Annotated in this window: 25 protein-coding genes and 1 tRNA gene; 11 read left to right on the forward strand and 15 right to left on the reverse strand. The window is 68.9% G+C overall.

Translation table 11 applies throughout. The annotated features are described in order from the left end of the window. Nucleotides 1-62: 62 nt before the first annotated feature. Nucleotides 63-713: a ScbR family autoregulator-binding transcription factor gene (locus OG947_RS05670; RefSeq protein WP_027504258.1), complete on the reverse strand. Its 651-nt coding sequence runs from the start codon at nt 711-713 to the stop codon at nt 63-65. A 320-nt stretch (nt 714-1,033) separates the two neighbouring features. Between OG947_RS05670 and OG947_RS05675 the strand changes: the two genes are divergently transcribed. After that, nucleotides 1,034-1,106 (forward strand) — tRNA-Lys (locus OG947_RS05675). A 28-nt stretch (nt 1,107-1,134) separates the two neighbouring features. On the opposite strand, the gene OG947_RS05680 is transcribed toward OG947_RS05675, so the two are convergent. Genes OG947_RS05680 through OG947_RS05690 form a run of 3 tightly spaced genes read right to left on the reverse strand, consistent with a single transcriptional unit; the run spans nt 1,135 to nt 3,190 of the window. Beyond that, a complete protein-coding gene (locus tag OG947_RS05680; RefSeq protein WP_027504259.1) occupies nt 1,135-1,887 on the reverse strand; it encodes an AIM24 family protein in 753 nt (250 codons plus the stop codon). A gap of 15 nt (nt 1,888-1,902) precedes the next feature. Further along, complete coding sequence (locus tag OG947_RS05685; protein ID WP_328813301.1) at nt 1,903-2,574, reverse strand: AIM24 family protein; 672 nt, start codon at nt 2,572-2,574, stop codon at nt 1,903-1,905. A 1-nt stretch (nt 2,575) separates the two neighbouring features. Beyond that, complete coding sequence (locus tag OG947_RS05690) at nt 2,576-3,190, reverse strand: AIM24 family protein (protein WP_373428398.1); 615 nt, start codon at nt 3,188-3,190, stop codon at nt 2,576-2,578. Between the two features lie 353 nt (nt 3,191-3,543). Here OG947_RS05690 and OG947_RS05695 point away from each other — a divergent pair, with 353 nt between their 5' ends. The 4 genes from OG947_RS05695 to phoU all read left to right on the forward strand — a co-directional run bounded on the left by OG947_RS05695 (nt 3,544) and on the right by phoU (nt 8,578). Continuing rightward, nucleotides 3,544-4,512, forward strand: a complete 969-nt coding sequence (locus tag OG947_RS05695) for an acyl-ACP desaturase (protein ID WP_027504262.1) — start codon at nt 3,544-3,546, stop codon at nt 4,510-4,512. Between the two features lie 127 nt (nt 4,513-4,639). After that, nucleotides 4,640-5,779, forward strand: coding sequence for a tRNA dihydrouridine synthase DusB (dusB, locus tag OG947_RS05700; RefSeq protein ID WP_328813302.1), 1,140 nt, complete (start codon nt 4,640-4,642; stop codon nt 5,777-5,779). A gap of 63 nt (nt 5,780-5,842) precedes the next feature. Then, on the forward strand, nt 5,843-7,825 hold the full coding sequence (locus OG947_RS05705; RefSeq protein WP_328813303.1) for an LCP family glycopolymer transferase: 1,983 nt from the start codon (nt 5,843-5,845) through the stop codon (nt 7,823-7,825). A 75-nt stretch (nt 7,826-7,900) separates the two neighbouring features. Further along, on the forward strand, nt 7,901-8,578 hold the full coding sequence (gene phoU, locus OG947_RS05710; protein ID WP_027504265.1) for a phosphate signaling complex protein PhoU: 678 nt from the start codon (nt 7,901-7,903) through the stop codon (nt 8,576-8,578). 87 nt (nt 8,579-8,665) lie between these two features. Here the strand turns inward: phoU and pstB are convergent, their stop codons facing one another. The 6 genes from pstB to OG947_RS05740 form a co-directional block, all read right to left on the reverse strand. Beyond that, nucleotides 8,666-9,442 (reverse strand): phosphate ABC transporter ATP-binding protein PstB, encoded by a 777-nt coding sequence (gene pstB / locus OG947_RS05715; protein WP_027504266.1) that lies wholly within the window; start codon nt 9,440-9,442, stop codon nt 8,666-8,668. Nucleotides 9,443-9,457: 15 nt separating this feature from the next. Further along, the gene (gene pstA, locus OG947_RS05720; RefSeq protein WP_285187808.1) at nt 9,458-10,387 is read right to left on the reverse strand and encodes a phosphate ABC transporter permease PstA; all 930 of its coding nucleotides are present in this window, start codon (nt 10,385-10,387) and stop codon (nt 9,458-9,460) included. Nucleotides 10,388-10,390: 3 nt separating this feature from the next. Beyond that, a complete protein-coding gene (pstC, locus tag OG947_RS05725) occupies nt 10,391-11,428 on the reverse strand; it encodes a phosphate ABC transporter permease subunit PstC (RefSeq protein WP_027504268.1) in 1,038 nt (345 codons plus the stop codon). A 90-nt stretch (nt 11,429-11,518) separates the two neighbouring features. Next, nucleotides 11,519-12,616, reverse strand: coding sequence for a phosphate ABC transporter substrate-binding protein PstS (pstS, locus tag OG947_RS05730; protein ID WP_027504269.1), 1,098 nt, complete (start codon nt 12,614-12,616; stop codon nt 11,519-11,521). 220 nt (nt 12,617-12,836) lie between these two features. After that, nucleotides 12,837-13,748, reverse strand: a complete 912-nt coding sequence (gene mshD / locus OG947_RS05735) for a mycothiol synthase (RefSeq protein ID WP_442973093.1) — start codon at nt 13,746-13,748, stop codon at nt 12,837-12,839. A 1-nt stretch (nt 13,749) separates the two neighbouring features. After that, entirely contained in the window at nt 13,750-14,538 is a 789-nt protein-coding gene (locus OG947_RS05740; RefSeq protein ID WP_056446762.1) for a winged helix-turn-helix transcriptional regulator, read from the reverse strand. A 180-nt stretch (nt 14,539-14,718) separates the two neighbouring features. Between OG947_RS05740 and OG947_RS05745 the strand changes: the two genes are divergently transcribed. The 5 genes from OG947_RS05745 (at nt 14,719) to OG947_RS05765 (ending at nt 17,858) form a co-directional block, all read left to right on the forward strand. Continuing rightward, nucleotides 14,719-15,498 (forward strand): LmeA family phospholipid-binding protein, encoded by a 780-nt coding sequence (locus tag OG947_RS05745; protein ID WP_027504272.1) that lies wholly within the window; start codon nt 14,719-14,721, stop codon nt 15,496-15,498. After that, a complete protein-coding gene (locus tag OG947_RS05750; protein WP_328813304.1) occupies nt 15,495-15,944 on the forward strand; it encodes a thioredoxin family protein in 450 nt (149 codons plus the stop codon). The genes OG947_RS05745 and OG947_RS05750 overlap by 4 nt, the downstream gene beginning before the upstream one ends. 270 nt (nt 15,945-16,214) lie before the next feature. Continuing rightward, nucleotides 16,215-16,673, forward strand: a complete 459-nt coding sequence (locus tag OG947_RS05755) for a DUF4395 domain-containing protein (RefSeq protein WP_328813305.1) — start codon at nt 16,215-16,217, stop codon at nt 16,671-16,673. A 40-nt stretch (nt 16,674-16,713) separates the two neighbouring features. Then, nucleotides 16,714-17,547: a sulfurtransferase gene (locus OG947_RS05760; RefSeq protein WP_027504275.1), complete on the forward strand. Its 834-nt coding sequence runs from the start codon at nt 16,714-16,716 to the stop codon at nt 17,545-17,547. Between the two features lie 2 nt (nt 17,548-17,549). Continuing rightward, entirely contained in the window at nt 17,550-17,858 is a 309-nt protein-coding gene (locus OG947_RS05765; RefSeq protein WP_027504276.1) for a DUF1416 domain-containing protein, read from the forward strand. A 90-nt stretch (nt 17,859-17,948) separates the two neighbouring features. On the opposite strand, the gene OG947_RS05770 is transcribed toward OG947_RS05765, so the two are convergent. Next, nucleotides 17,949-19,451 (reverse strand): cutinase family protein, encoded by a 1,503-nt coding sequence (locus tag OG947_RS05770; protein ID WP_328813306.1) that lies wholly within the window; start codon nt 19,449-19,451, stop codon nt 17,949-17,951. Nucleotides 19,452-19,720: 269 nt separating this feature from the next. On the opposite strand from OG947_RS05770, the gene OG947_RS05775 reads away from it, so the two are divergent. Then, the gene (locus tag OG947_RS05775) at nt 19,721-20,383 is read left to right on the forward strand and encodes an FABP family protein (protein ID WP_328813307.1); all 663 of its coding nucleotides are present in this window, start codon (nt 19,721-19,723) and stop codon (nt 20,381-20,383) included. Here OG947_RS05775 and OG947_RS05780 read toward each other — a convergent pair. The 4 genes from OG947_RS05780 to cydB form a co-directional block, all read right to left on the reverse strand. Next, nucleotides 20,371-20,709, reverse strand: a complete 339-nt coding sequence (locus OG947_RS05780; protein ID WP_328813308.1) for a hypothetical protein — start codon at nt 20,707-20,709, stop codon at nt 20,371-20,373. The genes OG947_RS05775 and OG947_RS05780 overlap by 13 nt on opposite strands. Nucleotides 20,710-20,929: 220 nt before the next feature. Further along, on the reverse strand, nt 20,930-22,726 hold the full coding sequence (gene cydC, locus OG947_RS05785) for a thiol reductant ABC exporter subunit CydC (RefSeq protein ID WP_328813309.1): 1,797 nt from the start codon (nt 22,724-22,726) through the stop codon (nt 20,930-20,932). Then, entirely contained in the window at nt 22,723-24,405 is a 1,683-nt protein-coding gene (cydD, locus tag OG947_RS05790; protein WP_328813310.1) for a thiol reductant ABC exporter subunit CydD, read from the reverse strand. The genes cydC and cydD overlap by 4 nt, the downstream gene beginning before the upstream one ends. After that, the gene (gene cydB, locus OG947_RS05795) at nt 24,402-25,436 is read right to left on the reverse strand and encodes a cytochrome d ubiquinol oxidase subunit II (protein WP_328813311.1); all 1,035 of its coding nucleotides are present in this window, start codon (nt 25,434-25,436) and stop codon (nt 24,402-24,404) included. Before cydB ends, cydD begins: the two co-directional genes overlap by 4 nt. Nucleotides 25,437-25,454 lie beyond the last annotated feature (18 nt).

The following is a 25,454-nucleotide window of genomic DNA, read 5'->3' on the forward strand; positions in this document are numbered from 1 at the left end:
TCCGTTGGGAGCTTGGATAGCTTAGGACACCGCTTCGGAATTTCACAAATCCGCAGCTGAGGCTATGTTTCGACGCTCACGGCGTCGACTCGGGGCCACCCGTTGACGCGCCACTTGTCGAGCCATTCCCGCGACGCCATCGCCATCAGGAGAACCTCGAGGGACTCCTCGAACAGCACCACCAGGTCGGTGTCCTCGGCGGTCAGATCGGCCATGTACCGCTGGCCGGCGAGCGAGGTGACCAGCACGCGGGTGAACATGCGCGGATCGATGTCGGGGCGCAGCAGACCGGTCTCGTGCGCCTCGGCCGCGAGCTTGTGGGCGGTGCGACCCCACACGGCGCCCGCTCCCTCGCGGATGCTCGCGTGGAACTCGGGCTCGACCACGAGACGGAACTCCGCACGCACGACGACGTTCTCGTCGAAGGACCGGGCGAGCTGGAAGATGAGGTTGTGCAGCCACTCGAGGGCGTCGACGCCGTCCGGGCGCTCCACGTCCATGATCGCGACGTACTTCTCCATCGCGGTCTGCAGAACGGCGCGAGCCAGTTCTTCCTTGGAGCTGAAGTGGAAGTACATCGCACCCTTGGTGGCGCGTGATCCCTCGAGAATCGTGTTGACCGACGCCGCGGTGTACCCACGCTTGCTGAACTCGTACGCGGCTGCCTCGACGATCGCGGCCCGGGTGCGTCGAGCACGTTCCTGCTGTGCCATTGCGCTGCTGCCTCCGAAATTGAACACCCTGAAGGGCCCTGATACTGAGTGAAGGGTAGCCGACAAACCTGAGAATCCCCTCGGACGTGGCCGCAAACATCGAGCTCGAGCGGGTTCGTCCGGCGTGTTCGGACGGCCCCACCAGCGTGTCGTGCGTTCCGATGACCGGTTTGTCGGATATATGCCCGGCCCGCGTCCGAATGTCGACCGGCGAGAATGGTGATGATTCATAGCGAATAGGTGAATGGTGAATGCGTCACTCCCGACGCGAGGCCAGGTCGAGAGCGACCGCCCGGGGTCCATTACACTCGTCGAGCACCGCCCCTATAGCTCAGTTGGTAGAGCTACGGACTTTTAATCCGCAGGTCGTAGGTTCGAGCCCTACTGGGGGCACAACTTCTTTCCCCACACCCGTCGACGCTCAGGAATTCTGGCTCAGCCGGGCCCCGATGCTCTGATGGAGTGAGCGCAACGCGTTCTGACCCAGCGCCACGGTCTCCGACTCGATGTGGCGGAGCAGATGGGCGTCGCTCACCACCTTCTCGGACGACTGGATCAGGACCGTTCCCGCACCGGTGAAGTCGAACTGCCGCTCCTCCCCCGTCTGTGCTCCGAGGAGCATCCCCTGCGCCGCCCCCAGGAAGCTCTGCATCCACTGCGCGTCGAAGTGGTGGGACGGAGCGGGGCAGTCGGCCCAGCCGACGAGTGCCTGCGGATCCACTCGAACGGGCGGTTCGGCGAACACGACCGCACCGTTGGACGAGGCGAGGAACTTCCCGGTGCCGAGCAGCGTGAGAAAACCGGGCACGATGGACTGCTTCAGCTCGAGGCCGGGTTCGAAGGCCAGCAGGTTCGACGCCCGGATGGTCAGGTTGCCGTCGTCGAGATCGAACGAGTTGATGTCGAAGCCGCGATCGCCGAGCAGCACCTTGCCGTGTCCGCTCGCGAGCACCCAGTCGTTCGCGTACAGCGGCGACGAGAAGCGTGAGGCCACGACGGCCGCCATCGACGTCCGCCCGAGAGGCTCGAACTGCACCGACCCGTAGTAGGCGATCATCGCGCCCTTCGCCGTGAACCACGGCTGTCCCGCGAGTTCGATGCAGAAGGCGTAGTCGTTTCCCGGCACGTTGTCGTTCACCGGCAGGGTGTGGGGGTTGTGCACGACGTCGGTCATGTCCGATCCCTCTCGTCAGAACTTCTGCTCGGACGCCTGGACCCACACGGTCCCTGCGCCGCCGATAGCGAGTTGCACCGCTTCACCCGAACCGCGGCCGACGGCGTCACGCCACCCGACGTTCGCCGAGATGTCGACGGTGAGAGTGCCGCGGTGACACACGTACGCCTGCGGATCGACGACCACCTGCGGCCGGTGCGGACCCACCTCGATCTCGACCGTCCCACCGTGGGCCAGCACGGCCACCTGCCCACGTCCGGCGACCTGTGTCGTGAACATGCCCTGCCCGGTCATCGCCCCGCGCACCGCGCCGCGGACCCCTCCCTGCTGCGTCAGGGGTACGACCGATGTCGAGAGTGCGCCACTGTGTGCGAGCAACCGTGACGCCTCGACCGAGAGGACACCGGTCCCGTCGAGATCGATGACGGACACGTGCAGCCCGGCGTGGCCGTAGTGCACGGTGCCGGACCCCTCGGCGGCCATCATGGCGACGTGCTCGCCCGACATCATCCGGCCGGCCATACCCGCGACGGCACCCATCCCCGGCATGCCGCCCGCGCCGCCGATCGTGTGCGGGACGAAGCGGACGTCGCCCTGGTGGAACAACATGGATCCACGGCGCGCGAGCGTGGGCGATCCCGGGGCGACGGTCGACTTCACGACCTTGCTGGTGACGAGTTCCAACATGTCAGCGCTCCTGCGGCTGGATGTAGACGACACCGGTGCCGTCGAAGCGGAGGGAGAAGGCCTCGCCGCTCCCGCCGCCGACGGCCGACCGCCACGTGACGTCGGTGACGAAGCTCTGTGTCACCTGACCTCGGTGCGCGACGAAGGCGTCCGGATCGACCACCAACGGGTACTGCGGCGACACCTCGAGCGCGATGAGCGGTCCACCCGCGGACAGCAGCCCCACCTCGCCCTGTCCACTGACGACCGTCGTGAACAGGCCCTGCCCGGACGAGGCGCCGCGGAGCCCGGCGAAGGCCACATCGGACCGCAGCCCGCCGGACAGAGCGAGCAACTGCGACGATTCGACGTGGAGTGCGTCACCCGCCAACGGCACGACGACGACGTGCTGCGCGTCGACCGCGAGCCGCACCGTTCCCTGCCCCGCCATCTCCATCAGGGACAGCGACTCGCCGGTGACCTTCTGCTTGAGAGCGGCGCGCAGTCCACCGCCACCGCCCATCCCGGCGTTCCGGAAGGTCACCTGGCCCTCGTACGCGATCATCGATCCGGTGACCGCCCGCACGCTGTCCCCGTGCAGGTCGACGACCAGAACGCGGTGTCCCTCGGTTCTCAGTTGCGCCACGGCAGACAGAATGGCAGACAACGGCCGTCGCCACAGTGGCTCCGGTGATCTGTCCCCTGCCACCGACTCCGAGTGACGCACAGTACATCGAGTTCGTTTCTCGCAGAAGTCACAACACCTGCACCCCGTACCCCGCGGCATATACTGGATGGGGTCGACGGCGGGCGGGCGTAACGAACTGTCGCCCCGCTCGATGAACGTCTACCGGACGGTACGCACCCCTCGCGGCGGCTCGTCGAAGCAATTCACATCGAAGTTACGGTGCCGTAGGCTGCCCTCACAGTACGAGGCAGCGCGGTCATCGCGCGGAAGCAGTGAGCCGAACACCATTCTGGAGGACACGCATGGCACGGGATCTGACCCAACTGGAGCTGCTCGGAGAGCTGCAGCCGGTTGCGGAAGAGAATCTGAACCGGCATCTCTCCATGGCGAAGGAGTGGCACCCCCACGACTACGTCCCCTGGGACGAGGGGCGTAACTTCGCCGCGCTCGGTGGCGAGGACTGGTCGCCCGAACAGTCTCGGCTCGACGAGGTGGCCAAGGCCGCCATGATCACCAACCTCCTCACCGAGGACAACCTGCCGTCGTACCACCGCGAGATCGCGGAGAACTTCTCGCAGGACGGCGCCTGGGGCACCTGGGTGGGCCGGTGGACCGCCGAGGAGAACCGCCACGGCATCGTCATGCGCGACTACCTGGTGGTCACGCGCGGAGTGGATCCCGTCGCCCTCGAGCAGGCCCGCATCGAGCACATGACCAACGGCTTCTCCTCGGCCGCTGCCGGTGGCCACGATCAGATGGGCTTCCTGCACTCCGTCTCGTACGTGACGTTCCAGGAGCTGGCCACGCGAGTGAGCCACCGCAACACGGGCAAGGTCTGCAACGACCCCATCGCCGACCGCATGCTCCAGCGCATCGCGGCCGACGAGAACCTGCACATGATCTTCTACCGCAACCTGTGCGGTGCGGCGCTCGACATCTCGCCCGACCAGGCGCTGCGTGCCATCGCCGACATCGTGCAGAACTTCCAGATGCCCGGCGCCGGCATGCCCAACTTCCGCCGCAACGGCGTGCTGATGGCCAAGCACGGGATCTACGATCTGCGTCAGCACCTCGAGGACGTCGTCATGCCGGTGCTGCGCAAGTGGAACATCTTCGATCGCACCGACTTCACCGCCGAGGGCGAGCAGACGCGTGAGGAGCTCGCCGCCTTCCTCGAGAAGCTGGAGAAGGACGTTCTCAAGTTCGAGGAGCAGCGCGACCGCATGCTGTCCCGCGAGGCTGCCAAGCGGCAGGCCGCGCAGGCATCCTGACCCGCACCGCACCACGGAGTGGCCGAGTGCCAGTTCCGACGGATACCCTCGATGTGCCCGGCACCCGTTCCGCGGATGCCGGGCACATCGCTGTTTCCCGTCGACCATGTCTGGTGTGTGATCAACCATGACTCTGCAGATCGGTTCCCTCGCCCTGCGTAGTCCCGTCGTCCTCGCGCCGATGGCCGGTGTCACCAACGTGGCGTTCCGCACGCTGTGTCGGGAGCTCGAGGAGACGCTGACGGGCAGCACCTCCGGGCTCTACGTCTGCGAGATGGTCACCGCGCGTGCCCTCGTCGAGCGGCAGCCCGCCACGTTGCACATGACCACGTTCGGCCCGACCGAGACGCCTCGCTCGTTGCAGCTCTACACCGTGGACCCGGACACGACGTACGACGCCGCGAAGATGATCGTCGACGAGAACATGGCCGACCACATCGACATGAACTTCGGCTGCCCCGTGCCCAAGGTGACGCGCAAGGGCGGCGGCGCCGCCCTGCCGTACAAGCGATCGCTGTTCGGACGCATCGTCGCCGCGGCGGTGAAGGCCACCGAGGGGACCGACATCCCGGTGACCGTCAAGTTCCGGATCGGCATCGACGACGAGCATCACACGCACCTCGACGCAGGACGGATCGCCGCCGGCGAGGGTGCTGCGGCCGTCGCGCTCCATGCGCGCACCGCGGCGCAGCGTTACTCCGGTACGGCCGACTGGTCCGAGATCGCGCGCCTCAAGGATCACGTTCGCGACGTCCCCGTCCTGGGCAACGGCGACATCTTCGACGCGTCCGACGCCGCCCGCATGATGGCCGAGACCGGCTGCGACGGCGTGGTCGTCGGCCGCGGCTGCCTGGGACGCCCCTGGCTCTTCGCCGAACTGTCCGCCGCTCTGCGCGGCACCAGTGCGCCGACGCCGCCCACGCTGGGCGAGGTCGCCGTCATCATGCGTCGGCACGCGGAACTGCTGTCCGACCACCACGGCGAGGGCCGCGGGCTCCGGGAGATGCGCAAGCACGTCGCCTGGTACATGCGCGGCTTCCCGGCAGGCTCGGACCTGCGGGTACGCATGGCCACCGTCTCGACACTCGCGGAGCTCGACGAGCTGCTGGCTCGCCTGGATCCGACCGTTCCCTTCCCGGCCGACGCCGAGGGCCCCCGCGGTCGCCAGGGTTCCCCCGGCGCAGTGTCGCTGCCCGACGGCTGGCTCGACGATCCCGACGACTGTGCGGTGCCGGCGGGCGCCGATCTGATGCACTCGGGCGGATGATCAGTACTATGGCGTCGATCCGTCGACCACTGTTCGACGCCCGAGAGAAAGACGGAACGACCAGTGGGTGACGAGAACGAACCGGGGTCGCCCACACCCGGACGACGCGCCCCCTGGGAGCGTCCCATCTCGCGAGTGCCGCGCTCCGATCGCGACCCCGAGACACCGTCTCCCCCGTCCGAGCAGCCCGCGCCGGAACAGCGCCCGCCAGCGGATCGACCCGAGCCCGAGCAGACCCCGCCGTCCTCGTCCGACGACCAGGATCGACGGCTCTCGGTGGCCGAGGTCGTGGATCGGATCTCCCGCATCGGTTCCAACCGGGGACGCGCAGCGGGTCGCGACGACTCGCCGACCTCCGGCGCGGACGATCGAGCGGTCGCGTCGAGCCCTCCACCGTCCCCGCCGGTTCCACCTCGCGAGGATCCCGAGCCGCCCACCGAGGTGATCGCCCCCGTCGTGGACGAGCGACGCACCGCAGAGCGTCCGGCGCCCGAGGCGGTCGGCCCCGTCGCACCCCCGACGCTCACGCGGCTCGCCCTCAGCAGGGCACGCAAGCGCAAGCGGATGCGGGTCGCCGGCCGTGTCGGCGTCTCGATGGTCTCGATCCTGGCCCTGGTCATCACCGGTGTCGTGTGGGGATATCTCCGGGCGACCGACCGCGGGTTCGAGCAGGTCGCGGCCCTGGACACCGAGTCCACCGACGTGGTCGACGCGCCCGGCCAGTACGGCGACGAGACCTACCTCATCGTCGGGACGGACACCCGAGCCGGAGCCAGTGGTGAGATCGGCGCCGGCACGGTGGCCGATGCCGAGGGTGCACGGTCCGACACCGTCATGCTCATCAACATCCCGGCCGACCGCAGTCGCGTGGTCGCCGTGTCGTTCCCCCGCGACCTCGACGTCGAACGCCCCGAGTGCGAGGGCTGGGACAGCACCACCGGTGACTACACGGGCGAGATGTATCCCGCCGCGGACGGCGACAAGCTCAACGCGACCTACGCGCTCGGTGGACCCAAGTGCCTGGTCAAGATCATTCAGAAGATCTCCGGACTGCGGATCGGCCACTTCGTGGGTATCGACTTCGCCGGCTTCGAGTCGATGGTCGACGAGGTCGGCGGGGTGGACGTGTGTTCCCCGGTTCCGCTGGTCGACGAGGAGCTGGGAACGGTCCTGGCCACCGCGGGCGAACAGCGCATCGACGGACGCACCGCGCTCAACTACGTGCGCGCCCGCAAGGTGGACGCCGAGGGCACCGGTGACTACGGACGCATCAAACGTCAGCAACTCTTCCTGTCCTCGCTCCTGCGCTCCGTGCTGAGCAACCGCGTGCTGTTCGACCCGGGCGCCCTCAACGGTTTCGTCACGGCGTTCACCCGCGACACGTTCGTCGAGAACGTGAAGACGTCGGATCTGCTGACGCTCGGCAAGTCGCTGCGCGGCGTCGAGGCGGGCGCGGTCACGTTCCTCACCGTCCCCACCGCGGGTACCACCGACTACGGCAACGAGATCCCGCGCACCGACGACATCAAGGCGATCTTCCAGGCGATCATCGACGACCAGCCGCTCCCCGGTGAGGAACGCGCACCCGAGACCACCCCCGAGGTCGCGCCGCCGGTCACCACCGAACCGCAGGTCGCGGTCGACCCCTCGCTGGTGTCGGTCCAGATCTCCAATGCCTCGGAGACCAGCGGACTGGCCGCCACCACCGCGGACGAACTGGCGGCCTACGGCTTCCAGGTCGTCGGGACCGGCAACGCCGAGACCACCGGTGCCGCGGCGACCGTCGTGCGGTACGGCGCCGGGTCGATCGCGGACGCGTCGACGGTGGCCAGCACCATTCCGGGAGCGGTTCTCGAGGAGACGCCGACTCTGGGCGGCATCGTCGAGGTCGTCCTGGGGACGGATTTCCAGGGCTTCCTGACGCCGCCGACCGTCGTCGGAGACCTGCTACCGACCTTCGCGACGGGGGTCTCCGGAGCGTCCACGGAGGTCGCGCTCCCCAGCGATCTGACGGTCACGAACGGGGCGGACGAGTCCTGTGTGTGAATCGCTGCTCCGCATTCACCGCCCGTTCACCGCCTGCATGCCCTGTACCCACGTACGGCCGAGTAAAATCGGGCCATGCGCGTGGCTTACAACGAACAGATGACAGAACTCGCCGACCTGCTCGGCGAGATGGCCGCCCTGGCCGGTAGTGCGATGGAGCGCGCCACGCAGTCCCTGCTGCAGGCGGATCTCCGGATCGCCGAGCAGGTAATCGGCGAGCACGACAAGATCACCGACCTCAGTGCCCAGGCAGAGGAGCGCGCCTTCGCGTTGCTGGCTCTCCAGGCACCCGTCGCCGGCGACCTCCGCTCGGTGGTCTCCGGTATCCAGATCGTCGCCGACATCGACCGGATGGGCGCTCTCGCCCTGCACGTCGCCAAGATCGCGCGTCGTCGCCACCCCCAGCACGCACTGCCGGAGGAGGTCAACGGTTACTTCGCCGAGATGGGACGCATCGCCGTCGCTCTCGGCTCCTCCGCACGTGAGGTGCTCGAGACCCGCGACCCCGAGCGCGCCGCGAAGCTCCGTGAGGAGGACGAGGCGATGGACGACCTGCACCGCCACCTGTTCAGCGTCCTCATGGACAAGGAGTGGAAGCACGGCGTCGCCGCAGCCGTCGACGTGACCCTGCTGGGTCGCTTCTACGAGCGCTTCGCCGACCACGCCGTCGAGGTGGGCCGCCGAGTCATCTTCCTGGTCACCGGCAGCCTGCCCAGCGACCTGCCGACGCCTCCCGCGCAGCACGTGTCCTAGTTCTTCCACTCGGTACCCGGACGCACGAAAGGGCGCCCTCCCCGCGGGGAGGGCGCCCTTTCCGTGTGTGGACGCGCGAGCTGCGGTCTAGCCGAAGCGACCGGAGATGTAGTCCTCGGTGGCCTTCTGCGACGGGTTGGAGAAGATCTTCTCGGTGTCGTCGATCTCGATCAGGTTGCCGGGCTTGCCGGTGGCCTCGAGGTTGAAGAAGCCGGTCTGGTCGCTCACACGTGCAGCCTGCTGCATGTTGTGCGTGACGATGACGATGGTGAAGTCCTTCTTCAGCTCACCGATCAGGTCCTCGATCGCCAGCGTCGAGATCGGGTCGAGAGCCGAGCAGGGCTCGTCCATGAGCAGGACGTCGGGCTGCACCGCGATCGCGCGGGCGATGCACAGACGCTGCTGCTGACCACCGGACAGACCGCCGCCCGGCTTGTCGAGGCGGTCCTTGACCTCGTTCCACAGGTTCGCGCCCTTGAGCGACTCCTCCGCGACCTCGTCCAGCTGCTTCTTGCTGCGGCCACCCTGCAACTTCAGGCCGGCCACGACGTTGTCGCGGATGGACATGGTGGGGAACGGGTTCGGACGCTGGAAGACCATGCCGATGGTGCGGCGGACGCCGACCGGGTCGACGCCGGAACCGTAGATGTCCTCGCCGTCGAGCAGCACCGAGCCCTCGACGCGAGCACCCGGGGTGACCTCGTGCATGCGGTTCAGCGAGCGGAGCACCGTGGACTTGCCGCAGCCGGACGGTCCGATGAAGGCCGTGACGCTACGAGGAGGAACGGAGAGCGTCACGTTCGACACGGCGTGGAACTTGCCGTAGAAGATGTTGACGTCCTTGAGATCGAGTCGTTTTGCCATGTCGAGATCCTTCTGTCAGAAGTTCTTGGGAGCGAAGAAGCGGGAGACCAGCTTCGCGCCGATGTTCAGCACCGCGACGATGAGGATGAGGGTGAGGGCGGCACCCCACATCCGCTCGCTGGTGAGGGCAGCGGTTCCGGCCTTCTGGAGGTCGACCATCATGAGCGGCAGCGACGTCTGCGGACCGGCGAACAGGTTGAAGTTGATGGCCGTCGCGGACCCGACCAGGATCAGCACCGGCGCCGTCTCACCCATGACGCGGGCGAGAGCGAGCATGATGCCCGTGACGATGCCCGAGAGCGCCGTCGGGACGACGATCTTGGCGATGGTCTTCCACTTCGGCACACCCAGCGCGTACGACGCCTCGCGCAGGTCCTGGGGAACGATGCGCAGCATCTCCTCCGCCGAGCGCACGATCACGGGGATCATGAGCAGGACCAGGGCGAGCGAGACAGCCAGACCCGACCGGTCGAAGCCGAACGTCGCGATCCACAGCGAGTAGATGAACAGCGCCGCGACGATGGACGGGACACCGGTGAGGATGTCGACCATGAACGTCGTGGCCTTCGCGAGCCGCGTACCCACGCCGTACTCGACGAGGTAGATGGCGACGAAGATACCGATCGGGATGGAGATGACCGCGCAGAAGAGTCCCTGGAGCAGCGTTCCGACGATCGCGTGGTACGCGCCGCCGCCTTCCTTGAAGGGGGTGACACCCGCCTGCGAGTACTGCCACCAGTCGGCCGACGCGACGGCCCCGATGCCGCGGGAGACGACGGTGTAGAGAACCCAGATCAGTGGGACGAGCGCGACGAGCACCGCGAGGGACACGAGGACCGTCGCGATCGAGTCGGAGGCCTTGCGACGGGCACTGACACCCTGGAAGGTCGGCTCCTTGACGGGGCGATCCATGGTGGCGGTTCCACCGGACGTGGTGTCGGCCATGGGTCAGTCCTTCTTTCCAGCGATGGCGGCGCGGGCGCCGGCGTTGACGACGAAGGTGAGGACGAACAGCACCAGGCCCGCGGCGATGTAGGCACCGGCCTGCAGCTGGTTGTTGAACTCACCCGCGGCCAGTGCGATCTTCGTCGCGAAGGTGTTGCCACCGTCGAACAGCGTCCAGCCGAACGTCTCCTGGGTGCTGCGGATGATGATGTAGAGCGCGATGGTCTCGCCGAGCGCGCGGCCCAGGCCCAGCATCGAGCCGCTGACGAAGCCGGACTTGCCGAACGGGATGACCGTGGTGCGCACGACCTCCCACCGAGTGGCGCCGAGGGCGAGAGCAGCCTCGATCTGGCCACGGGGCGTCTGGACGAACACCTCGCGGGTGACCGCGGCGATGATCGGCAGGATCATGACGGCGAGCACGATCGCACCGGTGAAGATGGTGCCGCCGCCGGCGATGGAGACGGAACCGGTGGCGAAGAGCGGGAACCACGCGAGGTTCGTGTTGAGCCACTCGGCGACGGGCGAGATGACCGGCGCGAGAACGTACAGGCCCCAGAGTCCGAAGACGATGGACGGCACGGCGGCCAGCAGGTCGATGACGTAGCCCAGCGGGCCCGCCAGGCGCTTCGGGGCGTAGTTGGTCAGGTAGATCGCGATGCCCAGTGCCACCGGCATGGCGATCAGCAGAGCCACCACCGACACCGTGGCCGTGACCAGGAACAGGTCACGGACGCCGAAGAGCATGGCGGACGTGTCCGACGTGCTCCACTGCCCGTTGTACGTGAAGAAGTTCACGGTGTTGTTCTGCAGCGCGGGGATCGCCCGCCACAGGAGGAACCCACCGATCGCCGCGATCAGGACGATGACGAAGACACCGGAACCGGTGGCGAGCGTCGAGAAGATGCGGTCACCCGGGCGGGTGACCGTACCTGAGGCTTTCTTGTCGGGCACTGGTGTCGGCGCTTCCGTCTTGCGAGCGGCGCTCACGGCCGATGTGGTGGCCGGCGTGACGTCGCTGATCGAATGGGTGTCGCTCATACCGCTCACTGTCTCGTGTGGGGTGGTACGGCATCGCCTGCATCACCCGGTGAATGGTCTTCGGGGGTGATGCAGGCGAGAACCAGTGTGTCAGGAAATGGCGTTGATCGCCGTCACCAGACGCTCCTTGAAGCTGTCCGGGAGCGGCACGTAACCGGCAGCCTCGAGGCCTTCCTGGCCCTCGTTGGCAGCGCTGAGCAGGAACGACTTGACGCCCGCGGCGGTCTCCGCGTCGTAGCCCTTGGAGCAGACGATCTCGTAGGTCGACAGCACCAGCGGGTAGGAATCGGCTTCCTTGCTGGCGAACAGTGCGTCGGTGTCGAGCGCGAGGTCGTTTCCGTCACCGGAGAAGGTGACCGTGTCGATCGCCTTGGCGGCGGTCTCGGTGGTGAGCTCGACGGCACCGGCGCCGAAGTCGATCTGCGCCGCGGTCAGGTTCTCCTGATCGGCGAAGCCCTTCTCGACGTAGGTGATGGCGCCCGGGGTGGCGGCAGCGGCCTGAGCGACGCCCGACGAACCGTTGGCGCCCTCGCCCACTCCACCGGCCCAGTCGGAGCTGTGGTCCAGCGTCCAGGACTGCGGTGCGGCGTCGGACAGGAAGCGCTGGAAGTTGTCGCTGGTGCCCGAGGAATCCGAGCGGTAGATCGGCGTGATGGCGGTGGTCGGGAGCGACGCGCCCTCGTTCAGCGCGGCGATGGCCGGATCGTTCCAGGTGGTGATCTTGCCGGTGAAGATCTGGGCGATGACGTCGGGCGTCAGGACCAGGTCGTCGACACCGTCGAGCGTGTAGGCCACGGCGACCGGACCGAACACGAGGGGAAGGTTCCACGCCGGGTTGCCTGCGCAGCGCGTGGCGGCCGCGTCGGCCTGCTCTTCCTTGATGGACGAGTCCGAGCCCGCGAAGTCCACGAGACCGGCGACGAACTGGGTCCGGCCGTTGCCGGAACCGCTCACGGTGTACTCCACGGCCTTGCCGGAGCACACACCCGAGTAGACGGACGTGAAGTTGGACATCGCGTTCTGCTGCGCCGACGATCCTTCGCCGGTGATGGGGCTCTTGCCCTCGCACGTCGCGGCGGAGTCACCACTGCCGGTGGCCTCGACGTTCGCGTCGGAACCACATGCAGCCAGCGTCAATCCGCCGACAGCCAGTACACCCATGAGGGCAATGCTGCGCTCGAGCTTCACCTGTCTCCTCCAGAAACAGCCCGTCGGCGACCGATCGGTCGGCGGGCGAGAAAAGATGCGGTGACGTCGTACCGCAACGGGCAGCGTGCGCTACCCGTGGGAGAACGTAAGCGCCGGTGGTGGACGGTTCACCGCGCCTTTGTGAACGGAGGGTGAACAGACAGACCGAAAACCCGGATCGGGATGCGATGCGCGTCTCAGGGACCGCACCGGTCCCGCGTCAGACGCGCGCGAACGCCGCGTCGACGTGGAAGGTGGCGAAGCCGAGCCGGTCGTACGTGTGCACGGCGGCCGTGTTGTCCGACTCGACGTACAGCAGCACGCCGGCGAGGCCACGATCGGCCAGATACCGCAGGCCGGCGAGCGTGAGGGTCCGGCCGAGCCCCCTGCCCTGGGCCGCCGGATCGATACCGACGACGTAGACCTCACCCAGTTCGGGATCGTCTCCGGTCGGCGGGTGCACCTTGGTCCAGTGGAACCCCAGCACGGTGTCCGGGTCGTCCGTCGACGTCGCCACGAACAGCCCCGCGGGGTCGAACCAGGACTCCGCGCGGCGCTCGTCGATCTCCGCCTGCGTCCAGCCACCCTGCTCGGGGTGCCAGGAGAACGCGGCGTTGTTCACCCGCAGGATCTCGGCGTCGTCGGACTCCCGGTAGGTCCGCACGGTGATGCCGTCCGGGACGGTGAGTCCGGGCAGGGGCGCCGCGTCGGGGCCACCGAGCGGGCGGCGCATCTGCAGCAGTTCGCGGACCACCTCGAGACCGACTTTCTCGGCGACGCGATCGGCGGCGGGCAGCCGCCCGTGGGCCCACACGCGCGCCCCCGGTGCTGCGAGAGCGCGGTCGACCAGCGCGGTGCCGACGCCGCGGCCCCGGTGATCGGGGTGCACGACGGCCTCCACCATGACCGGCGCGTCACCGCGCGCGGGCGAGAGCGTCGCGTACCCCAGGAGGTGTTCGCCGTCCAGTGCCAGCAGATGCTCGTCGTCCCGCGGAGAGTCCACGGCGCGCTCGGCCTGCTCCGACAGCGGCGGTGTCCCGTCGGCGGTCGTGGCGGCCTCGATCGCGTCGCGGACGCGTCGGGCCTCGTCGCCGACCGGTCGCCGTGCCTCGAGTCGAATCGCGTCGCTCACGTCAGAAGGCCGTCCGATCAGCTGGGGCGAACGAGGGTGTCGCCGTGTCGTTCTCGATGTCCAGGTCGCCGTCCGACGGCAGGTCCACCGCGTCGTCGCTGCCCGCCGCACCCTTACCTGCCCGGCTCGGTCTCACGGCCTTGTATCCCACGTTGCGCACGGTGCCGATGAGCGACTCGTACTCCGTTCCGAGCTTCGCGCGCAGACGCCGGACGTGCACGTCCACGGTGCGGGTACCGCCGAAGAAGTCGTACCCCCACACCTCCTGCAGCAGCTGCGCTCGGGTGAAGACGCGGCCCGCGTGCTGGGCGAGGTACTTGAGGAGTTCGAACTCCTTGTAGGTGAGGTCGAGCGGTCGCCCGCGCAGACGGGCGGTGTAGGTGCCCTCGTCGATGACGAGCTCGCCGAGCGTGATCTTCCCCGAGGCCTCGGGACTGCTGACGCCTCCGTGGCGGCCCACGAGCAGACGCAACCGGGCATCGAGCTCGGCGGGTCCGGTGGTGGGCAACAGGATGTCGTCGAGGCCCCACTCCGCGTTGACGGCGACCAGACCGCCCTCGGTGAGCACGGCCACCACGGGTACCGAGGAGCCGGCGCTGCCGAGCAGTCGGCACAGTCCGCGGGCGGCGGCCAGATCGGTGCGCGCGTCGACGAGCGCGATGTCCGCGCTGCCGGCCTCGAGCAACGACGAGACCTCGGTCGGCGCGGGACGCACCGTGTGCGCCAGGAGCGCGAGGGACGGGAGCACGGACTCCGGATCCGGATCGGAGGTCAGCAGCAGCAACTCCACAGGGCCTCCTCGTCCACTCTTCTCCGGCCGGACGAGCCCACCAGCGGGTCCGCGACCGGCACTTCCGGTTGTACTTCGGTCACAGACTAACCTGTCGGAAGGCAGGACAGTCGGCTGCGAGCCGCCACCGCCCGCCTCGGGACCCGCCCGCAGGACACCGAACCGCCCGAGAGGAACTCCGTGCGAAAACTGATCGTCGGGCTCGTCTTCGTCCTGGCGCTCGCTCTGGCCGCCGATTTCGGCACCGCCGCATACTCCGAGTACCGCGTCTCGCGGGCACTGCGGGACGGCGGAGATCTGGTGTCCGATCCGCAGGTGACCATCCACGGCTTCCCGTTCCTGACCCAGGCGGCCGACGGCAGGTACGGCCGCGTGGAGATCCGAGCGCAGGACGTCCCCACCGACTACGTCGAGAAGACGACCATCGAGGCGACGTTGCGCGGCGTGCGCATTCCGGCCTCCGACCTGCTCGACGGATCGGTGCGCACGGTGCCCATGGATCAACTCGACGCGCGCGTCCGTATCGACGCCACCGACCTCGGCCGGTTCCTCGAGATCCCCGACCTCCAGGTCTCCACTCCCCCCGCCGACCGCTCCGACGGCACGGGCGGTTCGGGCGGTTCCGGCGAGACCACCGCCGGGGCCGTGGTCCTCACGGGCACCGTGCCCGTCGGTCCCCTGGACACCGCGGTCAGCGTCACCGCCGAGCTCCGGCTCGACGGTGGAACCGTGTCCATCGTCGCGTCGGACCTCTACTTCGGGCCCGAGGGCCAGGCCGACTTCACCATCCCCGACTTCCTGAAGCCCGCGGTCCTGGGCCTGTTCACCCGCACGATCGACGAGCAGCAGCTGCCGTTCGGCATCCTCCCCACGTCGGTCTACGCGGAGGGCGGGCAGATCGTCATCGAGGGCAGCGCCGAGGACGTCACCATCGAACTCGACGAGATCCGTACGCCGTGAGCGCCGTCGTCGTCCTTCTCGTCGCCCTGGCGCTCGCCGCCGTGGTGGGCCTGTGGGTCCGCCGCCGCGAGGGCGCCGTCCGCACGTCGGATCGCGGCGGCGCGTCGGGCTCGCGAGCTCACGCTCTGCGCGCCGCCGGCGTCACCGACGGCGCGGTGACCGTGCTCCACTTCTCCGCCACCTGGTGCGGCCCGTGCGCGGCGGTGCGACGCGTCGTGTCCGCCGTGGTGACCGACCTCGAGTCGGCGGGGCACCGCGTGTCCGACGTCGAGGTGGACATGGACGAGAACCCGCAGCTCGCCCGCGACTTCGGCGTGATGTCTCTCCCGACCACCTTCGTGCTCGACGGGGCGATGCGGGAACGATCGCGCGCGTCGGGTGTGCCGTCGTCGAAGGACCTGCGGGCCGCCGTGCTCTCGGCGTCCGATTCACCCTCGTCGGAGTGACGAGCGACACCCGGAACTTCTGGATCGGGACCGGCGTGGGTACCATGGCCGACGTGACCGCCAGCCACGAGCTTCTGCTCACCCGACGCCGCACAGTGGACCTGTGCCGCCTCGGTGGCTGTTGCTGCCGTTGCCGCTGACGACGGTCCTCCCCTCGTCGATCCGTCCGCCCGGGTACAGCCGTGCTGTACCGACCTCGGACCGCTCGACGATCGCCGGAGACCACGCGCATCCGCTCGGTCCCCCTTCCTCCACTCCAGGAGCATCTCGATGTCATCCATTCCCCCGCAGGTCGACGTTCGTGGTCCCCGCTTCGTCGCCTGGATGACCACCGGCGTCCTCGTCGTGACGCTGCTCGTGTCGACGGTGTCGCTCACCGCTGCAGCGGTGCTCCTGGGCCTGCAGACGCTGGTCTTCGCGTACGGCGCTGCTGCCGGGCCTGCAGCGCATCCTTACGGACGCGTGTTCCGCGCCGTCGTCGCACCGCGCCTGGGCCCGGTGTCGGAGACCGAACCGACGACCCCCCTGCGGTTCGCGCAGGGACTGGGATTCGCCTTCTCGATCGTGGGAACCCTCGGGTTCGCGCTGTCCTCGACGACCGTCGGCACCGTCGCCACGGGTCTGGCCCTGTTCGCCGCGGTGCTGAACGCGGCGTTCGGAATCTGCCTGGGCTGCAAGATTTACCCACTCGCGAGTCGGCTCCTGCCGGCTCGACATGCCACCACCTGAACCACCCACCACCTGTCAGAGAAGAATCGAAAGGAACCACATGGCTCGCTCCGACGTCCTGGTCACTGCCGACTGGGCCGAGCAGAACCTGCATGCTCCCAAGACCGTGTTCGTCGAGGTCGACGAGGACACCAGCGCCTACGACACCGGCCACATCGAGGGTGCCGTCAAGCTCGACTGGAAGTCCGACCTCCAGGATCCGGTCCTTCGTGACTTCCTGAACCAGGAGCAGTTCTCGGACCTGCTGTCGACGCGCGGCATCGCCAACGACGACACCGTGATCCTCTACGGCGGCAACAACAACTGGTTCGCGGCCTACGCCTACTGGTACTTCAAGCTGTACGGCCACAAGGACGTCCGTCTGCTCGACGGCGGCCGCAAGAAGTGGGAACTGGACGGTCGTCCGCTGAGCACCGACGCCGTCTCCCGCGAGGGAACGTCCTACAGGGCCGAGGCTCCCGACCTGTCGATCCGCGCGTTCCGCGACGAGGTCATCGCCGCCATCGGCACCAAGAACCTCCTCGACATCCGCTCCCCCGACGAGTACTCGGGCAAGATCCTGGCGCCGGCGCACCTCCCGCAGGAGCAGAGCCAGCGTCCCGGCCACATCCCCGGCGCCGTCAACGTGCCGTGGAGCAAGGCAGCGAACGAGGACGGCACCTTCAAGTCCGACGAGGAACTGAAGGAGCTCTACGACGGTGTCGGCATCGATCCGAGCAAGGGCACGATCGCGTACTGCCGCATCGGCGAGCGCTCGTCGCACAGCTGGTTCGCACTGACGCAGCTGCTGGGCTACGAGAACGTCAAGAACTACGACGGCAGCTGGACCGAGTACGGCTCCCTCGTGGGAGCACCTATCGAGTTGGGAGCGTAATCATGTGTGGAGCACCTGCTCAGGGACAGACCCTTCCCGCCGGCGTCGACGTGGAGAAGGAGACGGTCATCACGGGCCGTGTCCTGGCCGCGTCGGACGGTCAGCCCGTCGGCGGTGCGTACGTGCGCCTGCTCGACAGCACGGGTGAGTTCACCGCCGAGGTCGTCGCGTCCGGAACCGGCGACTTCCGCTTCTTCGCGGCCCCCGGCACCTGGACGCTGCGCGCGCTGTCCGCGTCCGGCAACGGCGACGTGACCATCTCGCCCGAGTCCGCCGGCCTCCACGAGGCCGAGATCTCGATCGGCGCCTGACCGAACACCTCTCGTTTCAGCCGAACACCCTCCCCAGCGTGCTGGGGAGGGTGTTCGCGTCGTGGAGGGTGTGCGATCCGACCGCGGGAACTACTTGCCGGGCTCCGGCGGGAGGCCGAGGGACTTCAGCACTTCCTCCCACGTCGACGGCACCGTCTCCATGGGCTGCGCCGGCGGCGCGAGATAGCCGGGATTCACCGGGGGAATCACGCGGGGCTCGGCGGGCGCCGTCGTGTCTCCCGCAGGAGGAGCGGCCGGCTCGTCGACCGGAGGGGCCTCGCTCTGCTCACGAGCGAGGTCGGTGATCCAGCGGATCATCTTCTCGCTCTCCCAGTCGCGGCCGTTGTCCGGGAAGTTGTCCCAGTAGTAGAGGTGCTGCAGGAACCCCAGTTCGACGTAGGGCTTCTCGAACAGCTGCGGGATGTCGGCGTTGTCCTCGCCGAACCCCACGGCCTCCGCCTGCAGCTTGGCCTCGACGACGGGGCGGCCGGGACCGAGCGCCCACGTCACTGCGTCGAACATCTCGCGCGGCGTCGGCGACCGCTCGTCCGGCAGTGGCTGGGTGCGGTCCGACACCCGGAGCATCACGTCGAGCAGCGACTCGTCCGACGTGGCGAAGTCCGGGTCGCTGAAGACGTGCGCGATGGTGCGAGCCGCGACGTCGGACGAGACCGCGACGAACTCGGTGACGGTGCGGCCCGGATCGAGCAGGGTGAAGTGCATCCGCCCGAAGACGTTGAGCGCCAACGGCAGGACTCCGAGGTTCTCCGGTGCGTCACAGGCGATGTCCATCGGACGGCACGCCCACCGGATCTTGTTCGTGAGGGTTCCGTAGTCCTTCGGCTCGGACGACATGAAGCCACCACCCGGCGGACCGGGCTTGTCCAGGGACGCAGTGCCGGCAGGGCGGTACGGATCTCCGACGAGGGCGACCCCGGCGATGTCGTCGGACGTCACGTGCGCCGTGGACGGTCGGGACCCGATGTCGACGGCGAGGCGCTCGACCACCTCGGCACCCACGCTGTAGCCGAGCAGCACGTACTTCGTCGACGTGCCGCACGCGGTCTTGTTGGCGTCGATCATCCGGCCCATGGTCGCGAGGCCCTCGGCGACGGATTCCTGATAGGTGGGCACCGGCTCGGCCACGGCCACGCCGTACTCCGACGCGTACGGCACGTACACCCAACCGACTCGTCCGGGCGTGGACGCCGAGGCCTCCCCCGCGGGCACGGTCACGTTGCCGACCCAGTTGGACCACGGCAGCCGGTCCACCTCGTCGACGGGGTTCCGGTCCGACTCCGAGTCCGTCGCGCCCGTGATGGCGACGATGAGCACGTCGGGGCAGTCGTACGCGTAGTTGTTCGGATCCTGATCGACCTTCGTGCCCAGCCCGAACGTGTCGAGCACCGACTCGACGGGGTCGTCGCCCAGACCGAGCGGATCGGAGGGGGTGATCGGTGCCGCCCCCGCCAGCCCTCCGGGGATCGCGCACAACAGCAGTGTCGCGAGGGCAGCGGTCGCCGCGCGCAGCACGATCCTCGTCGGCCCGGTCCGCCGACGGTCGGTCGGGTCGAGCCCGGTCACACGAAGCATGGATGGATCACCCTCGTCTCTCGGTTCCAGAACCTCACGACCTTAAACAATGAATCGCGTCACCGGACCCGGCACAGGTTGTCATCGGTCACACAGTCTGCGGACCGCCTGCGTCGACCGATCGCGACGGCGGCCCGTGGCAGATCCACGACACCGCCGGTCTACAATCGGTGCGTGGTCCTATTCTTCGAAGCACTCCTCATCCTGGCGTCGATCCTCATCGCCTGGTTCTCGCTGTACGTCGTCTATCGCCTGGTCACCGACGAGTCGTGACCGACGAGTTCGGCACCCCGGCGCCCCGCCTGAGCGGTGACGCCGCGGTCGCGCGTGCAGAGGAACGGGCCAAGGAGACGGCCGGGCGCAACATCCCGCTCCTCCCCGATCTGCCCGGTGACGGTGACACCGCCAATCTGCGGCAGGGTCCCGACATCTCGCACTCCATGCTGGCACTGCTGCCGCTGGTCGGCGTGTGGCGCGGCACCGGTGAGGGACACGACGCCGAGGGCGACTACACACTGGGACAGCAGATCGTCGTGAGCCACGACGGCGGTCCCTACCTGTCGTGGGAGTCCCTCACCTGGCGCGTCGACGAGAACGGCGCCTACGCCGGTCGCGACCTGCGCGAGTCCGGCTTCTGGCGGGTGAGCGGAACCGGTGAGCCCGGTGACGATGGCGAGGAGACCCTCGAGCTCCTACTGACCCACGCGAGCGGGCTCATCGAGCTGTACTACGGCCGCGCACTGACGCAGTCGTCCTGGGAGCTGGCCACCGACGTGGTCATCAGAAGCACGTCGGCGGCGCTGGTCGGGGGCGCGAAGCGTCTCTACGGCATCGTCGAGGGTGGCGATCTCGCGTACGTGGAGGAGCGGGTCGGACCGGACGGCGATCTCGAGCCCCGGCTGTCCGCCCGCCTCGAACGCTACGTGGGCTGACGCTCGCCCTTCTCGCTCTCCGCATCCTTCCCGGAACCGGTGTCGGCCTTGTCGGTGTCGGATTTCTCGGTGCCGGATCTCTCTGAGGCACCGTCCTCGTCGAAGTCCGCGAACGCGGTACCGGACACGGTGCCGCCGGTGCCGGGCAGCGTCACCGTCTCACGCGCACCGGTCTCGTAGCGCGCATTGAGGCCGTCCATCTTCTCGCCGGCGCGATCGAGGTCCTCCTGCGTCAGCTCGGGGCCCACGGTCTCCTCGTTCGCCGAACCGGTGTCGGAGGACGTGTCGTCGGTGTTCGTCGTGTCGGGCTGCTCGTCACTCGTCATGTCCCCCACAGTGACACAGGCGAGGGGGTCTGCTCGGCAGAACGGGAAAGACCAGGCGCGCGGGCCTGGTCCGGACATGGGACGACCCCCGAGCCCTACCGGTACACCGTTGCAGGAGTACGGGTCTCGGTCTGGACGGACCGAGGGCTCGGGGGTCGGGTAGCTGCCTGGTATTCGCCCGCCGCTCGCGCGGTGAGAGAAGAACCGTCAGCGGTTGCGGCTAGCGGGCAGCCACCTCACGCGTCCAAGAGTCATACAATTCCAGACCACCTCCTCTCTCGTGTACAGACGACGCTACGCGTGGATCAGCCCGGTCGGCAACGTCTTTTTCCGTGAGCGAACACACCTGACGTTCACCGCTCACGGTCACCACTCGAACGCCCGTCGGCACCGGTCGATGCGTCACGACCAGAACGGTCGTCGCCCGATCGAACAGTCCACCGTCGGGATCGAGCATCGCGGCGAGCAACGCGGCGGAGGACACGTCGTCCACGTGTTCGGTGGGCTCGTCGACGATGATCACCGCCGCCCGCGAGAGCGTCGCGCGGGCCAGCAGCAGTCGGCGACGCTGTCCGCCGGACAGCACCTCCGCGCCGCCGTCGAGGTCCGTGTGCACACCGTCGGGCAGTGCGCGCACCCAGTCGCCGAGCCCGACCCGGTCGAGTGCCGCCGTCGCCTCCGTCTCGGTCACGTCACCGCGCACCACACGGAGGTTCTCCAGAACGGTGGTCCGGAAGACATGGGCGTCCTCGGCGACGTAGGACACCGTCCGGCGCACCGCGTCCTCGGACAGTTCGCCGACGGACCTGCCGTCGACGAGCACGGCGCCCGCGGCGGGGGCGACGAGCCCCGCGATCGTCATGGCGAGCGTGGACTTGCCGACGCCGCTGGGTCCGCTGATCGCCAGGCGCGCACCGGGTTCCACCACCAGAGATACCGGCGCGGTCCGCGATCCGCCGCGGCCTGCGACGACGTCGCACACCTCGAGGCGCACCGACGGCGACGGCGACGGCGACGGGTCGTCCTTCGGCGTCACCGCCGGCCCGGAGCGGGCCTCGTCCACGAGAGCCATGATCCGCCGAGCCGCCGCGGATCCGCGCACCCACGCCACCGCGGCGGCGGGTATCGCACCCGTCGCCTCGAACGCGGCGAGCGGAACCAGCACCACGACGGCGAGCCCGGTGGGGTCGGTGCCGCCCGCGAACCCCGATGCGGTGCCGTACGCCGAGATGCCGACGGCGAGGGCGCCCAGCACCGCGACTCCCATCGACAGCGGGGTCGCCGCGGCGGACAGGGCGGACCACCCGGCGGCGCGGTCCTGCGCGGCACCGACGGCGCGGTCGGCCTCGTCGGCGCGGCGTCGCACGTCTGCCAGTCGCCCGGACACCCGGAGTTCGGCGGCGTGGTCGATCGCGGTGACGGCGTGGGCGGCGAAGTCGGCTCGCGCAGCGACGAGATCATGGGCGACGGCCCGCTCGGCCCTGGCGCTCGACCAGGGCGCCACGACCCCGGAGACGAGCAGCGCGACCGCCAGGACGATTGCCGCGGCAGGGGACCACACGGCGACGAGTCCGACCGCGAGGGCCGAGACCACCGCGGCGACGGCGACGGGAACGAGGGCGCGCACCACCACGTCGCCGACGGCGTCCACGTCGGCGCCGGTCCGCACGAGGAGATCCCCTCGCCGCGTCGTCACCGCCGTGGCCGAATCACCCTGCGACAGATCGCGGTACAGGGTGGACCGCGCACGGACGGTCCCGCGCAGTGCGACGTCGTGAGTGGCCAGTCGTTCCAGATACCGACACACGCCGCGCGTGATGCCGAGCGCGCGCACCGCGACCACGGCCACCGAGAGGTGCAACACCGGCGGCATCTGCCATGCCCGCGTGATGAGCCAGGCCGAGAGCGCGGACAGCGCGAGTGCACTGCCCAGCGTCGCGACTCCCGCCGCCACGGCCCGCGCGACGCGCCCCGGCGGCAGGTCGAGCAGCCGCAGTGCCCGCGTCAGATCGCTCATGCCGACACCGCCGCTCGGTCCACGTGCACGACAGTGTCCGCGGCGGCGAGCACCTCGGGCGTGTGCCCCACGATGACGACGGTGCGGCCGCCGTCGGCCGCGGCCCGCAGGGACCCGAGCACCCGACGCGCCGATTCCGGGTCGAGGTGGGCGGTCGGTTCGTCCAGGAGCACGACGGATTCCGTCGCGGCGAGAGTGCGCGTCAGGGCCAACCGCTGGGCTTCTCCGACGGACAGTCCCACTCCCCCGGCGCCGAGCATCGTCGCGGCTCCGCGGGGCAGGGACGCCAGGACGGACGAGAACCCCGTGGCGCGAGCAGCTTCGGCCACGTCACCACGCGCCCCGAGGTCGAGGTTGTCGGCGACGGATCCGGCGACGACGGCCGGACGCTGCGGCTGCCAGGTCACACGGCGCCACCACCGGTCGAGGTCGACGGTCGACAGGTCGACCCGCACCCCGTCGGAGCCCACGAGGGAGACGGACCCCTCGTCGGGATCGACGAGCCCGAGAACGGACGCCAGGACCGTGGACTTCCCGGTCCCGTTGGCGCCGGTCAGCACCGTCACCCGTCCCGCCCGGAACGTCGCGTCGAGGTGGCGGGGTGCCCACCCGTCCCGCCCGCGGACCGACAGGTTCGTCAGGACGACGGTGACCGGACCGGTGGGCGGCGCGGCCGTCCGCTGGTCATGCGGCGCCTGCGACTCGGCGCTCTCGAGCAGAGCGAAGGTACGTCCCGCGGCCTCCGCACCGTCCTCGGACGCGTGGAAGGCGGCACCGAGTGTGCGCAGCGGCAGGTAGACCTCGGGCGCCAGAATGAGCGCGATGATGCCGGGCGCCAGCTCCATGTCGCCGTACACGAGGCGTAGACCGATCGACACCGCGACGAGTGCGACGCCGAGCGTGGCCAGCAGTTCGAGCACCATGGACGAGAGGAAGGCGACGCGCAGTGCGGCCATCGTCCGGCGGCGGTGCTCGTCCCCGAGTTCGCCGACCCGCGCGGCCGGCCCGTCCTGCCGGCCGAGTGCGCGCAGTGTCGGGATTCCGGCGAGCAGGTCCATCAGCTGAGAGGACAGTCGCGTCATCGCGTCGAGGGTTCGTCGGGACCGCCCGCGGGTCATCAGACCGATCAGCACCATGAACACCGGGACCGTCGGGAGTGTGACCGCCACGATCACCGCGGAGAGCGGATCGACGAACGCGATCACCAGGGTCGCGATCGGCGTGACGGTCGCCGCCAGGACGAGGGCCGGGACGTAGTCGGTGAGGTAGGGCGCCAGTCCGTCGAGACCACGCGTGACCACCGTCGACCACTCGCCCCGATCCTCCCCGCCGCGCGAGCGCGTCGTCGTGGCCGCGTCCAGCATGTCCGCGCGCAACCCGCGCACGACTCGGACCGCCGAGCGGTGCGCGTACCTCGACCGCGCCCACGACGCGAGGACGCGGACCAGCACGGCGGCAGCCAGGACCGTCAGCTCGGTGGTCCAGGCTCCGACCGTCCGACGGGTCGGGTCGGTGACCGCGCCGCCCAGCACGGTCCCGACGACGACGGCGATGACGACGACACACGCGGTCGTCACCAGGGAGAGCGCCACCGACCCCACGAGGTGACGACGGACGGGCACCGACCGGCGCCACAACCGGGGGTCGACCGGTCCCCGGGGCCGCCTCGTCGCGGTCATCGGGTGCTCGCCAGGCCGATGGACGCCGGGATCTGCGTCGTCGAGATGCGTCGACGGAAGACCCAGTAGGTCCAGCCCTGGTAGGCCAGGACCACCGGTGCCACGATCGCCGACAGCCACGCCATGATGCGCAACGTGTACGCGGAGGACGACGCGTTGTCGACGGTCAGCGAGAACGCGCCGTCGATGGTCGAGGGCATCACGTTCGGGAACAGTGAGCAGAAGAGCAACAGCACGGCTCCGCCGATGGTCACGGTGGTGCCGACGAAGGCCCATCCGTCTCGCCCGCGCAGCACGGCCACCGCTGCCGTCACCAGCCCTGCCACGGCAGCGGCGACGATCCACCAGGTCCAGCCCTTCCCGTGCGCGAGCTGAGTCCACAGTGCGAACACCCCGGCGCCCACCACGGTCGGAACGATCAGTGCCGCAGCGAGTCTCGATGCGTCCGCTCGAACCTCGCCGGCCGTCTTGAGGGCGATGAACACGGCACCGTGGAACGCGAAGAGCATCGCCGTGGTCGCACCACCCAGCAGCGCATAGGGAGTGAGAAGGTCGAACAGTCCCGAGGTGACCTTCTTGTCCGCGTCGATGGCGACACCGCGCACGATGTTCGCGAAGGCGACGCCCCACAGCACCGCGGGCACCCAGGAACCGATCCCGATACCGAGGTCGCACCGACGCCGCCACACGGGGTCGTCGATCTTGCCGCGGTACTCGATGGCACAGATACGCAGGATGAGCGCCACGAGGATCAGCAGCAGCGGCAGATAGAAGCCGGAGAAGAGCGTCGCGTACCACTCGGGGAAGGCCGCGAAGAGCACTCCTCCCGCCGTGATGAGCCACACCTCGTTGACGTCCCACACCGGACCGATCGTGTTGAGCACGACGCGACGTCGGGTCTCGGCGTCGTCCCGGCCGGATCGACCGAGAACGGGCATGAGCATGCCGACCCCGAAGTCGAAGCCCTCGAGAACGAAGTATCCGACGAACAATGCGGTGACGACGGCGAACCAGAATTCGGGCGTTCCCATGATCATGTCTCCGGCGGG

Origin of the sequence: Rhodococcus sp. NBC_00297 (assembly GCF_036173065.1) — a bacterium.
Lineage (GTDB): Bacteria > Actinomycetota > Actinomycetes > Mycobacteriales > Mycobacteriaceae > Rhodococcoides.

Coding starts and splice junctions, on each gene's coding strand:
- OG947_RS05765 (WP_027504276.1), top strand. CDS start 17,550: ATGTGTGGAGCACCTGCTCAGGGACAGACCCTTCCCGCCGGCGTCGAC.
- phoU (WP_027504265.1), top strand. CDS start 7,901: ATGCGCGTGGCTTACAACGAACAGATGACAGAACTCGCCGACCTGCTC.
- OG947_RS05770 (WP_328813306.1), bottom strand. CDS start 19,451: ATGCTTCGTGTGACCGGGCTCGACCCGACCGACCGTCGGCGGACCGGG.
- cydB (WP_328813311.1), bottom strand. CDS start 25,436: ATGGGAACGCCCGAATTCTGGTTCGCCGTCGTCACCGCATTGTTCGTC.
- dusB (WP_328813302.1), top strand. CDS start 4,640: ATGACTCTGCAGATCGGTTCCCTCGCCCTGCGTAGTCCCGTCGTCCTC.
- OG947_RS05755 (WP_328813305.1), top strand. CDS start 16,215: ATGTCATCCATTCCCCCGCAGGTCGACGTTCGTGGTCCCCGCTTCGTC.
- OG947_RS05685 (WP_328813301.1), bottom strand. CDS start 2,574: ATGTTGGAACTCGTCACCAGCAAGGTCGTGAAGTCGACCGTCGCCCCG.
- OG947_RS05670 (WP_027504258.1), bottom strand. CDS start 713: ATGGCACAGCAGGAACGTGCTCGACGCACCCGGGCCGCGATCGTCGAG.
- cydD (WP_328813310.1), bottom strand. CDS start 24,405: ATGACCGCGACGAGGCGGCCCCGGGGACCGGTCGACCCCCGGTTGTGG.
- OG947_RS05780 (WP_328813308.1), bottom strand. CDS start 20,709: ATGACGAGTGACGAGCAGCCCGACACGACGAACACCGACGACACGTCC.
- pstA (WP_285187808.1), bottom strand. CDS start 10,387: ATGGCCGACACCACGTCCGGTGGAACCGCCACCATGGATCGCCCCGTC.
- pstB (WP_027504266.1), bottom strand. CDS start 9,442: ATGGCAAAACGACTCGATCTCAAGGACGTCAACATCTTCTACGGCAAG.
- pstC (WP_027504268.1), bottom strand. CDS start 11,428: ATGAGCGACACCCATTCGATCAGCGACGTCACGCCGGCCACCACATCG.
- OG947_RS05760 (WP_027504275.1), top strand. CDS start 16,714: ATGGCTCGCTCCGACGTCCTGGTCACTGCCGACTGGGCCGAGCAGAAC.
- cydC (WP_328813309.1), bottom strand. CDS start 22,726: ATGAGCGATCTGACGCGGGCACTGCGGCTGCTCGACCTGCCGCCGGGG.
- OG947_RS05695 (WP_027504262.1), top strand. CDS start 3,544: ATGGCACGGGATCTGACCCAACTGGAGCTGCTCGGAGAGCTGCAGCCG.
- OG947_RS05680 (WP_027504259.1), bottom strand. CDS start 1,887: ATGACCGACGTCGTGCACAACCCCCACACCCTGCCGGTGAACGACAAC.